Raw genomic sequence first — 11,848 nt, 5'->3', positions numbered from 1 at the left:
GGGCGGTGGCGCTGTGGGCGGCCGGGGCGCGGGGCCGGGACGGGCCGGGCGCCCCGGGGGGCCGCCTGGGCGGGGGCCGGGGGCCGGGTGGTCACCGGCCGGCCGCGGGCAGGGCCCGCCGGGGGTCCGCCGGGTCCAGCGCGGGGGCCGCGCGGACGGGGGCGGCCAGGGCGGCGGCCGGTTCGGGTGGCGGGGCCAGCGGGGCGGAGCAGAACCCGCAGCGGTCGCCGATGAGTTCGAGTCCGCACCAGTGGCACTCCTCGCGCCGGACGGACGAGACGAGCTGGTAGAGCACGGAGATGTCGGGGATCGCGGCGGCGAACTCGACGACCTTGCCGGTGGCCCACCAGCGCGCCGACTCGTCGGGCAGCCGGGTCTCGGTGACGCCCTGGACCCGCCAGGCGGGGGCGAGGGTGGTGGTCACCCAGTCGGGGGTGAACTGCTCTCCGGCGGCGGTGAACAGCCGGGTGCCGAAGGCGGGTCCGGTGAGCGCCGGGGTGTCCGGGGCGGCGGCGTTCCGGTCGCCGAGCCGCACGAGTTCGGGCTGGGGGGTGGCGAGGACGGCGAACTGGGAGCCGGGGACCCAGGACCTGGCGTGGGCCTTGAGGTCGACGGGCACCCGGTCGAGGCGGGCCACGGAGCCGAGCAGGGCGCCGGCGTAGATGTAGTGGGCGAGCAGCCGGGCGGCGGAGGCGAGCACCCCGGGGCTGAAGTCGCACATGGACAGCTGGCGGAGCTGGAGGGCGAGGACGGCGAGGCCGAGCGGCGGCAGATCGGGCCGGAGCAGGGCGACGCGGTCCGTCTCCAGCACCGAACGCACGGTGTGCAGGCGCCGGATGACGGCGGGCGGGGCGGAGGCGGGGCAGAGCACGATGACGTATCCGTGGTGCTCGATGAGGGTGTGCATCTCGGCCAGGCACTGGTCGAGGGTGTACGCCCCGGGGGGCCCGGCGCGTCCGGCGGCGGCCTGGCGGGCTGCTTTCCCGGTCGCGCGGTCGCGGCCCGCGCGCCCGCGCGCGGCGGCCCGGACGGCGGCTTGGAGCACGGCCGCCGAGGGTGTGTGCCGGTCCAGTGCGGGCAGCACCAGATCAGGGCTGGTGACGGCTATCGCGGTCGGCACCCGCACACCCCCGCTTCTCCCCGGCGGCCTGGTCGTACGGCCGCCCCGGCCACCGGGTGGCCGTTTCCTGAATCTGTCTGCATCTGCACCATATCCACGCTGTGGCCCGCTCAACACCCGATCTCCGCAGTTGACCTCACCGTTTGTGGGTCCGGAAGCCACGCACGGTGAAACGGATGCCCTCGTTCCGGCCGCCGGGCGTCCGCGGCTTTCCCTAAGAGAGCCCTAAGAGTGCCTGAAGTCGGACCGAAGGATTCCCCGATTGCCGTGCTCAGCAGGGGTATTGAGTCATTCTGGCGTGGCGCCGGGTGCTGTCAGAGGTCTTGACAACCCAATTGGTCTGGACCAACTTGGATGGTGACGGGGGGCACCGTACCGAATGCGCCAATTCTCCGGACGTCCCCCACGACGCCCGGCCCCCGTCGTGCTCAGCCCCGCCGAACGCTCCGCCGAAAGCTCCGCCGACAGCCCAGCCGCAAGCCCCGCCGAGCCCAGCAGACACCACCGCCCCCCACAGCCGCAGCACCCCGGACTCCACCCGGGTACGACCACAGGCACCGCCCGGCACCACCCCGTCAGGTTCCCAGCCCGACCCCCGCGTCACGGAGCCGGTCCGAGCGCCGCACCACCCCGGACGGCCTCCCACGCCGCCCGGACAGATCCCGCTTACTCGTTGCTCCATCACCCCCACCGGAGGCAGCAAGTGGACCGCCGATCCGCACGTCCCGCGCCCGCGGGCAGCGTCAGACGATCCTTCCGTGGCACCAGCAGGACCTGGGCCGGCGCCCTGTCCGCGGTGCTCGCCGCATCAGCCCTGACCGTCACCGGTCTCGCGACCGACGCCGCGGCCGCCGACATCAACAACGCCAAGAACGCCGGTTTCGAGTCGGGCCTGGCCAACTGGACCTGCTCGTCCGCCACCGGCTCCGCGGTGACCACCCCGGTCCGCGCCGGTACCGGCGCGCTCAAGGCGGCCCCCGCCGGGCACGACAACGCGCGCTGTTCCCAGGCCGTCGCGGTCAAGCCCAACTCCACCTACACCCTGAGCGCCTGGGTCCAGGGCGGACTCGCCTACCTCGGCGCGACCGGCACCGGCACCACCGACGTGTCGACCTGGACCCCGGACTCGGGGGCCTGGAAGCAGCTCAGCACCCGCTTCACCACGGGCGCCAACACCACCTCCGTCACCGTCTACACCCACGGCTGGTACGGCTCCGCCGCCTACCACGTGGACGATGTCGCGGTCTTCGGCCCGGACGGCGGCGGGGGCGGCCAGGAGGAGACGATCCCGGTGGCCCCGGCGGGCCTCGCGGTCGGCGGCCCCACCAAGAACTCGCTGGACCTGCGCTGGAACCCCGTCACCAACGCGGCGGGCTACAACGTCTACCGCGACGGTACGAAGATCCAGGCCGTCACCGGCACCTCGGCGGTGGTCAACGGGCTCACCGCGGACACCGCGTACTCGTTCCAGGTGACCGCGACCAACTCCGCCGGTGAGTCGCCCAGGTCGGCGTCCGTCAGCGGTCGCACGCTGGCCGGCGGCGGCGGGGGCGGCGGCGACCTCCCCAAGCACGTGGTGACGGGCTACTGGCAGAACTTCAACAACCAGGCCACCGTCCAGACGCTCGCCCAGGTCCAGAACAACTACGACATCATCGCGGTGGCCTTCGCGGACGCCACGACGACCCCGGGCGCCGTCACCTTCAACCTGAACTCGGCCGAGCTCGGCGGTTACACCGACGCCCAGTTCCGCGCCGACATCCGGGCGAAGCAGGCCGCGGGCAAGAAGGTCATCATCTCGGTCGGCGGCGAACTCGGCACGGTCCGGGTCAACGACGCCACCTCGGCGGCGAACTTCGCCAACTCCCTGCACACGCTGATCCAGACGTACGGCTTCGACGGTGTCGACATCGACCTGGAGAACGGTCTCAACGCCACGTACATGACGCAGTCGCTGCGCTCCCTGTCGGCGAAGGTCGGGCCCTCGCTCGTCATCACGATGGCCCCGCAGACGATCGACATGCAGTCGACCACCGCCGAGTACTTCAAGACGGCGCTGAACATCAAGGACATCCTGACCGTCGTCAACACCCAGTACTACAACAGCGGTGCGATGCTCGGCTGCGACGGCAAGGTGTACAGCCAGGGCACGGTGGACTTCCTCACCGCGCTGACCTGCATCCAGGTCGAGAACGGGCTCGACCCGTCCCAGGTGGGCCTCGGTCTGCCGGCCTCGACCCGCGCGGCCGGTGGCGGCTATGTCTCGCCCTCGGTGGTCAACCAGGCCCTCGACTGCCTGACCAAGCTCACCAACTGCGGTTCGTTCAAGCCCGCCCGTGCCTACCCGGCCCTGCGCGGTGCGATGACCTGGTCGACCAACTGGGACGCCACGGCGGGCAACGCCTGGTCGAACGCGGTCGGCCCGCACGTCCACGCCCTGCCGTAGCCGGGCTCCTCGTCGGCGGTCACCGGGCCCCACACCGGTGACCGCCCGCACCCAGCACCACGGTCGTCACCGCGTACCCCCTACGGGGTGACGACACCTCCTGACAGCGCCGCCGGCCCCCCGGCGGCGCTGTCGCATGTGACGGACGCGGCGGACCGCGTCCGTCACAGCCGTATCCGTCACAGGGGTTCCGGTCAGAAGAACTCCGACCAGGGCTGGTCCCACACCTGCTTGACGCAGAGCACCACGAACAGCAGGCCCGCCCCGGCGAGCATGGTGTTGCTGAGCGGGCCGTTGCGCCACTCGCGCGGGGTGCGCGAGGAGTTGAGCAGCCAGACCAGGGTGAGCGCGAGGAACGGCATGAACGCGGCGCCCAGCACCCCGTACACGATGACGAGCCGGAACGGCTGGTCCTGGAAGAGCAGGACCATCGGGGGGAACGTCAGCCACAGCAGGTAGGCGCGGAAGGCCCAGGACCGCTCGCGCCTGCCGGACGCCACCTCCGCGCCGGTCGTGGTGTCCGCCGACGGGCCGCGCAGCCGGGCCACGAAGTCGGCGAACATCAGGCTCACCCCGTGCCACACCCCGATCAGCGAGGTGAACGACGTGGCGAAGAAGCCGATCAGGAACAGCTTCGCGGTGACGGTCCCGTACTCCGACTCCAGCACCCGGGACAGGTCCAGCAGCCCCCGGTCACCGCTGGAGATCGCGATCTGCGACGAGTGCAGCAGTTCCGCGCCGACCAGCAGCATCGCCACGACGAAGACACCCGTGGTCGCGTAGGCCACCCGGTTGTCCAGGCGCATCACCTTCATCCAGCCCGGTCCGGTCCAGCCCTTGGCGTTGACCCAGTAGCCGTACGCGGCGAGCGTGATGGTGCCGCCGACCCCGCCGATCAGTCCGAGGGTGTTGAGCACCGAGTCCTTCTCGTCGGGCAGGACGGGCAGCAGTCCCGCCACCGCGTCCCCGAGGTTGGGGGTGACCCGGACGGCCAGATAGACCGTCACCACGAACATGACCCCCACCAGCAGGGTCATCACCTTCTCGAACACCGCGTACCGGTTGAACCAGACGAATACGAGTCCGACCAGCCCGCAGACGATCCCCCAGGTCCGCAGGGACCAGCCGTCGGGGAACAGCGCCTGCAACGGGAGCGCGCTGGACGCCATCGCGGCGGCGCCGTACACGAAGCCCCAGACGACGACGTACACGGCGAAGAACACGGTGGTCCAGCGGCCCAGGCTGTGCCAGCCGTCGAACAGGGTGCGGCCGGTGGCCAGATGCCAGCGTCCGGCCGCCTCGGCGAGGGAGATCTTCACCAGACAGCCGATGACGGCCGCCCAGAGCAGGGTGTATCCGAAGTTGCTTCCGGCGATGAGGGTCGCCACGAGGTCGCCCGCGCCCACTCCGGTCGCGGCGACGACGATGCCGGGTCCGATGTGCCGCCAGGTCGACCTGCGGGGCGGGGGGACGGGGGTGCCCGTCGCGTGGGTGGGGGTGTCCGTTGTCTCGGCCATGCCCCATAAGGAAGCGCAGCGCCGGGCCCCGCACAACCCCGCCCGGGGCGTCCTTCACCCCTCCCCCACGCGCCCCTTCCGGGTCCCGCCGGATGTCTCCCCGCCCACCGGCCGGGGGTCACCGTCCGCCGGACCCGCACTCTTGACCGTGCCATGACAGCCCTTCACCATGTGTCCGACCACCCCCCACCCAGGAGGTCCGATGCGACCAGGCCCAGGCGGCCGCCGCGCCAGAACCACGGTGCTCGCCGCCCTGCTCACCGCAGCCCTCGCCGTCCCCCTCACCGCCACGGCCGACACGGGGCGCACACCCCCGCCCGTGGCACCCGCCGCCCAGGAACAGCCCCTCCAGTACGAGATCCAGGGCCATCTCACCGCCGCCGACCGGACGGCCATGTCCCGGACCGGCGCCACCATCGACGAGGCGGGCGACCACACGGTCGTCGTCTCCGCCCGCGCGAGGGAACTGCGGGCCCTGCGCGCCCTCGGGTACGCACCCACCCGGGTCGGCGCCACCCCCGACCGCTCCGGCGAAGGGCCGGTCCGGGCGCTGGACTTCCCGCCCGCCGACTCCCGATACCACAACTACGCCGAGATGACCGCGGAGATCGGCCAGCGGCTGAACGCGTACCCGTCCCTGATGACCAAGCGTGTGATCGGGAAGTCGCACCAGGGCCGGGACATCGTCGCGATCAAGGTCAGCGACAACGCGGCGGTGGACGAGAACGAGCCCGAGGTACTGCTCACCTTCCACCAGCACGCGCGGGAGCACCTCACCGTCGAGATGGCCCTCTACCTGCTGCGTGAGCTGGGCGCGGGTTACGGCTCCGACGCCCGGATCACCAACGCCGTCAACTCCCGCGAGATCTGGCTGGTCCCGGACCTCAACCCGGACGGCGGCGAGTACGACATCGCCTCCGGCGCGTACCGCAGCTGGCGCAAGAACCGCCAGCCCAACACCGGTTCGTCGGCCGTCGGCACCGACCTCAACCGCAACTGGAACCACCGCTGGGGCTGCTGCGGCGGCTCCTCCGGCTCGGCGGCCTCGGACACCTACCGGGGCACCGCACCGGAGTCGGCGCCCGAGGTGAAGGTCGTCGCGGACTTCGTCCGGGGCCGGGTCGTCGGCGGCCGTCAGCAGATCAGGACGGGCATCGACTTCCACACGTACAGCCAGCTGGTGCTGTGGCCCTACGGCTACACGTACAGCGACACGGCGGCGGGGATGACCCAGGACGACCGGGACGCGTTCGCCGCGCTGGGCCGCCGGATGGCCACGAGCAACGGCTACACGCCCGAGCAGTCGAGCGATCTGTACATCACCGACGGCTCGATCGACGACTGGCTGTGGGGCAGCCAGAAGATCTTCGGCTACACCTTCGAGATGTACCCGGGCTCGGCGGGCGGCGGCGGCTTCTATCCGCCCGACGAGGTCATCGAACGCGAGACCAGCCGCAACCGGGACGCGGTGCTCCAGCTGCTGGAGCAGTCGGACTGCGTGTACCGGACGATCGGCAAGGAGGCGCAGTACTGCACGGCGTGACGGCGTGAGGACATGACGGGGTACGGCCCCGGATCACGCCCGCGTCCGCGTACGTGATCCGGGGCCGTACCCGTCTCAGGCCGTACCCGTCTCAGGCCGTACCCGTCTCAGCTCCCGGACGACCCGGAATCGCCGCCGGGCTCGCTGCCGACAGCCTTGCCACCGGCGGCCTTTCCGCCCCCGGCCCGTTCCACCGCCTTCACCACGGCGACGGCGGTCGCACCGGCGGACCTGTCCTTCGCCTCGTCCGATGTCCCGGCCGCCGGCGGTTCCTCGTCCTCGAACCACGCGTCGAGTGCCGCGTCCAGCCGCTCGGTCCACTCCGTGAGAACGCCGCGCGCGGGCGCCTGGATCTCGTTGGGGTACCAGCGGCGGTCCGGGGTGTGGACGTATACCGTCAGTCGGCGGCTGAAGCGGGTCGTCGTGTACTCGACCGCGCCGATCTCGTCCCAGGTCCATTCGGCGGCCTGGTCGTCGAGGGTGAACGAGACACCGGTCCCGTCCACGAGGATCGAGCCGCGCCGGTCCGACACCTCGAACACCGGACCGTCGGGGACCTCGGCCGTCCCGGACTCCTCCGGGCCGTCGGCGTCGTCGGTGCCGTCAGGGTCGTCCGTGTCGTCCGTACCGGCCGTGTCCTTGGGGACGGCGTCCGGGCGGTCGTCCGGGGTGTCGTCGTCGGTCACGTCCCCGGGGACGGCCCGCGGCTCGTCCCGGGGTTCCTTGCGCCCGTCTCCGTCAGGGCGGCCCACCGCCCCCGGTTTGGTGAGCGCGACCGGGGTCGCGAGGCCGGGGACGTGCGCCGGGTCGATGGCTGCGGCGTCGACGAGCGGGGGGTTCTTGCCTATGGGCTGCTCCACGGCACCGCAGTATGGCCGAGATTCCTGTGACGTGCATGGGCGGGGTGCCCGATCGTGTCGTTCCCGCCCGGAAAGGACCGTTTGTACGGCCTTTCCGGGCGGGAACGACAGCCCTAGACGAAGAGGCTGAGCGTGGCGGCGACGGCGAAGCCGGCCACGGAGAGCACCGACTCCAGAACGGTCCACGACTTCAGCGTGTCGCGCTCGGAGATGCCGAAGTACTTGGCCACGATCCAGAACCCGCCGTCGTTGACGTGGGAGGCGAAGATCGAGCCCGCCGAGATCGCCATGATGACGAGCGCGACGAACGGCTGCGAGTGGTCCCCGGCCTCGATCAGCGGCCAGACGATCCCGGCGGTCGTCACGATCGCCACGGTCGCCGAGCCCTGCGCGACCCGCAGCACCAGCGAGATCAGATACGCGAGCACGATCACGGGCAGCCCGAGGTCGTTGAACGTGTCCGAGAGCGCCTGGGCGACCCCGCTGCCCTTGAGGACGGCTCCGAAGACCCCGCCCGCGCCGACCACCAGCAGGATGTTGCCGACGGGCTTCAGGGACGACGTGGAGACCGTCTCCAGCGACTTGCGGGACCAGCCGCGCCGGACCCCGAGCAGCCAGTACGCGAGCAGCAGCGCGAGGGTGAGGGCGACGAAGGGGTGTCCGAAGAACTCGACGACCGAGCGGGTCGTGGACGGGTCGAAGGCGATCGACGAGAACGTCGCCAGCAGGATGAGGACCAGCGGGGTGCCGATGATGAAGAGCACCGTGGCGAGCGGGACGGGCTCCTCCCGGGGCACGGTCCCCGACGCGCGCTGTTCGGCGGCGAGCGCGGCCCGTGACTCCTCGGCGGCCTCGACCATGTCCTGCGGGACGGGGACGAAGAGCCGCTTGCCGATCCACGCGGCGTAGACCCAGGCGGCGATGACGGCCGGTACACCGACGACGACGCCCATCAGGATCACCCAGCCGAGGTCGACGCGCAGGAGTCCGGCGGCGGCGACGGGGCCGGGGTGCGGCGGCAGGAAGGCGTGGGTCATCGAGAGACCGGCGAGCAGCGGCATGCAGTACAGCAGGATCGATTTGCCGCCGCGCTTGGCCGCCGCGTAGACGATCGGGGCGAGGACGAAGATGCCGACGTCGAAGAAGACGGGGATACCGAAGATGACGCCGGTGAGGCCCATCGCGAGCGGTGCGCGCTTCTCGCCGAAGAGGCCGAGCAGCCGGGAGGCGAGCACCTCCGCGCCGCCGGAGACCTCCAGGATGGCGCCGAGCATGGTGCCCAGGCCGATGATGATGGCGACATGGCCGAGGGTGCCGCCCATCCCGGACTCGATGAGGGAGACGGCGTCGGACTTCTGGACGGTGCCGAAGAGCTGGGTGACGGAGAGCCCGGCGGACAGGCCGACGGCTATGGAGACCGCGAGCAGCGCCACGAACGGCTGGAGCCTGACCTTGATGATCAGGAACAGCAGCAGCACGATGCCGAGGGCGGCGACGGTGAGGAGTCCGGCGGTGCCGGGTATCAGCGCCAGCAGTCCGGTGGTGGGGGTCTCGGGGGCGGCGGGGTCGCCTCCGGCGGCGAGGGTGAGGGTGGGAGGACGGTGGGCGAGGAGGTGCATGAGGGGTCCTCGTGGTTCCGTGGCGCGCCGGTGGGCCGTACGACGCCGTGCGCCCCGTGCACAGGGGGCTGCCGGACGCCTCCGCCGGCGCTGCGGGCAGGGCGGATCGCGGTACGGCGCCGTGCGGGGCGCCGCACCGGTCGTGGTGCGGTACGCGGTGCTGGGGCTCGGTACGGGCAGGGCCGCTGCGGTACCGAGGAGGACCGGCGGGAGCCGATGCGGGGGTCCGGGCCGTCGGCGGCCCGGTGACCGGGTCCGGCGGGCCCTGGGGCCCGCCGGAGGGGGACGGCTCTAGCCGAGGACGGCCAGGGCGTCGATCTCGATCAGCAGGCCCTTGGGCAGGCCGACGTAGACGGTGGTGCGGGCGGCGGGGGGCTGGGTCAGGCCCTGCTCCTCGAAGTACGCGTTGTAGATGCCGTTCATCTCGGCGAAGTGGTCGACGTCGGTGAGGTAGACGCGGATCATCATCACGTCGTCCCAGGAGGCGCCGCCCTCCTCCAGGATCGCCTTGACGTTGGCGAAGGTCTGGAGCGTCTGCTCCTTGAGACCCGGGCCGGCGGGCGTCGGGGGCCGGCCCTCGACGGCGGGCAGGAAGCCGACCTGTCCGGCGACCTGGAGGATGTTGCCCTTGCGGACGCCGTGCGAGAACTTCGCGGGCGGCGTGGTGTGGGTGGCGGGGACGAGTGCGGTCTTCTGCGTGTCGGTCATGGGTGTTCCTTGGTCGGGGTCGTTCGGGATGTGCCGTGGGCACCGGCGGGGCCGGAGGCGGCCGGGTTGCCGGAGTACTCGCGGCTGATGGCGTCGGCGGTGCGCCGCACCAGGGGAAGGAGGGTGAGGAGTTCGTCGGCGGTGACGACGACGTTCGGCGCGGACACCGACATCGCGGCGACGACCCGTCCGTCGGCGCCCCGGACGGGCGCGCCGACGCAGTTGATGGACTCCTCGTGGCCACCGAGGTCGGTGGCCCAGCCCTGTTCGCGGACGGCCGCCAGTTCCCGGAGGAAGGCGGCGGCGCTCGGGGTCGAACGGGCCGTGTACATGGGGTAGTCGAGCTTCTCGGCGATGGCGCGCCGCTCGTTCTCGGGGAGGTCGGAGAGCAGGAGTTTGGCGACGGCGGCGACGGTGAGCGCGACGGGTTTGCCGATGCGCGAGTACATCCGTACCGGGTAGCGGCTCTCGACCTTGTCGATGTAGAGGACCTCGTTCTCCTCGTGGACGGCGAGATGGACCGTGTGGCCGATCTTCTCGTTGAGGGCGACGAGGTGGGGGTGGGCGATCTCGCGTACGTCGAGGTTCTCGACGGCTTCCTGGGCGAGCGCAAACAGCCGGGCGCCGAGCCGGTAGCGCTGGTCGGACTGCCGGTAGACGAGCCCGTGCTCGTGGAGGGTGCGCAGCAGCCGCAGCGCGGTGGACTTGTGGACGCCCAGCCGGTTCGCGACCTTGCCGAGATCGGCGGGTCCTTCGGCGAGCAGCGGCAGGATCGACAGCGCGCGGTCGACGGTCTGGCTCATCTGGTGGGTACCTCCTCCTGGGCCCTGGGGTCGGCGTCGGTCCAGCCGGGGCCGAGTCGCAGTGTGCCCCACGCGGTGTCGTCGAGTGCCGCGAGCCGGTCGGCGCGCTCGCGGGACGGGGGGACGGCGAGGTCGCCGGGGACGGTGAGGGCGGCGGCGGCCATCAGATGTCCGTGGCGGAGCCGGTCGCGGACGGGCAGCGCGCGCAGGGTGGCGGAGAGGAATCCGGCGGCGAAGGCGTCGCCCGCGCCGACGGGGGCGACCACGTCGACGGTGAGGGCGGGCACGAAGTCGCGGGAGCCGTCGGCGCCGAGCGCGACGGCTCCGTGGGCGCCCTGTTTGACGACGACGAGCGCGGGTTTCGGCAGGGCGGCGCGGATGGCCTCGGGTCCGCCGGTGACGCCCCAGGCGACGGCGGCCTCGTCCTCGCCGACGAAGACGAGGTCGCTGGCGTCGGCGAGGACGCGGAGCACGTCCCCGGCCTCGGCGGCGTCCGGCCACAGGCTGACCCGGTAGTTGACGTCGAAGGAGACGAGGGGGCGTCCGGGGCGGGGCGCGGTGACCTCGCGCAGCAGGGCGAGGCAGCCGGCGGAGAGGGCGGCGGTGATCCCGGAGACATGGAGGATCCGCCCGGCGAGGAGGGCCGGGACGTCCATGGTGGCGGGGGACATCGCGGAGGCGGCCGATCCGGCGCGGTAGTAGACGACCTCGGCGAGCGGGGCGGCCTCGGCGGCGGCGCGTTCGTCCTTGCGGACGGCGCGTTCCCCGGCGGTGCGGAAGTAGATCCCGGTGGGCCTGCGGTCGTCGTGGCGCACCCCGCCGGTGTCGACGCCGCAGGCGGCGATGGCGCGTACGAGGTGGGTGCCGAAGCCGTCCTCGCCGACCCGGCTGATCCAGCGGACGCGGTGACCGGCGCGGGCGAGGGTGCAGGCGAGATTGGACTCGGCGCCGCCGATGCCGCGTTCGAAGGCGGGTACGTCCGCGAGCGGTCCGGGGACCGTGGGGAGGAAGGTGACCATCGACTCCCCGAGGGTGACGACCTCGGGCCGCCCGCCGTCGTCGTGCCGTACCGGGGTGCCGGTCCCGGGGGCGGCGGGCTCGGTGGTGGCTCGGGGCGTCTCGGCTCCGGGTGCGGTCACGACGGTGGGGCTCCTCGCTGGTCGTCGGCCGGTCGTCGGCCGGCCGTGGGGTGTCCGGCTCCGTTGACCGGGCGTCGGCTCGGATGTTAGACA

Annotated in this window: 9 protein-coding genes; 2 read left to right on the top strand and 7 right to left on the bottom strand. The window is 72.2% G+C overall.

What is annotated here, in order from left to right; translation table 11 throughout:
• Nucleotides 1-91: 91 nt before the first annotated feature.
• Nucleotides 92-1,120: a hypothetical protein gene (locus AB852_RS06630; RefSeq protein ID WP_079184416.1), complete on the bottom strand. Its 1,029-nt coding sequence runs from the start codon at nucleotides 1,118-1,120 to the stop codon at nucleotides 92-94.
• Between the two features lie 703 nt (nucleotides 1,121-1,823).
• Here AB852_RS06630 and AB852_RS06625 point away from each other — a divergent pair.
• Nucleotides 1,824-3,566, top strand: a complete 1,743-nt coding sequence (locus tag AB852_RS06625) for a chitinase (protein WP_425444150.1) — start codon at nucleotides 1,824-1,826, stop codon at nucleotides 3,564-3,566.
• Nucleotides 3,567-3,760: 194 nt separating this feature from the next.
• Here the strand turns inward: AB852_RS06625 and AB852_RS06620 are convergent, their stop codons facing one another.
• Nucleotides 3,761-5,083, bottom strand: a complete 1,323-nt coding sequence (locus AB852_RS06620; RefSeq protein ID WP_073784488.1) for an Nramp family divalent metal transporter — start codon at nucleotides 5,081-5,083, stop codon at nucleotides 3,761-3,763.
• A gap of 202 nt (nucleotides 5,084-5,285) precedes the next feature.
• On the opposite strand from AB852_RS06620, the gene AB852_RS06615 reads away from it, so the two are divergent.
• Nucleotides 5,286-6,626: a M14 family metallopeptidase gene (locus AB852_RS06615; RefSeq protein WP_107499134.1), complete on the top strand. Its 1,341-nt coding sequence runs from the start codon at nucleotides 5,286-5,288 to the stop codon at nucleotides 6,624-6,626.
• Between the two features lie 107 nt (nucleotides 6,627-6,733).
• Here the strand turns inward: AB852_RS06615 and AB852_RS06610 are convergent, their stop codons facing one another.
• The 5 genes from AB852_RS06610 to AB852_RS06590 all read right to left on the bottom strand — a co-directional run bounded on the left by AB852_RS06610 (nucleotide 6,734) and on the right by AB852_RS06590 (nucleotide 11,635).
• Nucleotides 6,734-7,486 carry a hypothetical protein gene (locus AB852_RS06610; RefSeq protein ID WP_073784484.1) on the bottom strand — a complete coding sequence of 251 codons (753 nt, stop codon included), beginning with the start codon at nucleotides 7,484-7,486 and terminating at the stop codon, nucleotides 6,734-6,736.
• A 113-nt stretch (nucleotides 7,487-7,599) separates the two neighbouring features.
• Nucleotides 7,600-9,105, bottom strand: a complete 1,506-nt coding sequence (locus AB852_RS06605) for a GntP family permease (RefSeq protein WP_073784482.1) — start codon at nucleotides 9,103-9,105, stop codon at nucleotides 7,600-7,602.
• 291 nt (nucleotides 9,106-9,396) lie between these two features.
• A complete protein-coding gene (locus AB852_RS06600) occupies nucleotides 9,397-9,813 on the bottom strand; it encodes a RidA family protein (RefSeq protein ID WP_073784480.1) in 417 nt (138 codons plus the stop codon).
• Complete coding sequence (locus AB852_RS06595; RefSeq protein ID WP_245876625.1) at nucleotides 9,810-10,616, bottom strand: IclR family transcriptional regulator; 807 nt, start codon at nucleotides 10,614-10,616, stop codon at nucleotides 9,810-9,812. Before AB852_RS06595 ends, AB852_RS06600 begins: the two co-directional genes overlap by 4 nt.
• Nucleotides 10,613-11,635: a sugar kinase gene (locus tag AB852_RS06590; protein WP_245876680.1), complete on the bottom strand. Its 1,023-nt coding sequence runs from the start codon at nucleotides 11,633-11,635 to the stop codon at nucleotides 10,613-10,615. The genes AB852_RS06595 and AB852_RS06590 overlap by 4 nt, the downstream gene beginning before the upstream one ends.
• Nucleotides 11,636-11,848: the final 213 nt, after the last annotated feature.

The organism is Streptomyces uncialis, assembly GCF_001905345.1.
Lineage (GTDB): Bacteria > Actinomycetota > Actinomycetes > Streptomycetales > Streptomycetaceae > Streptomyces > Streptomyces uncialis.
This window is presented reverse-complemented; position numbering and strand designations above follow the sequence as displayed.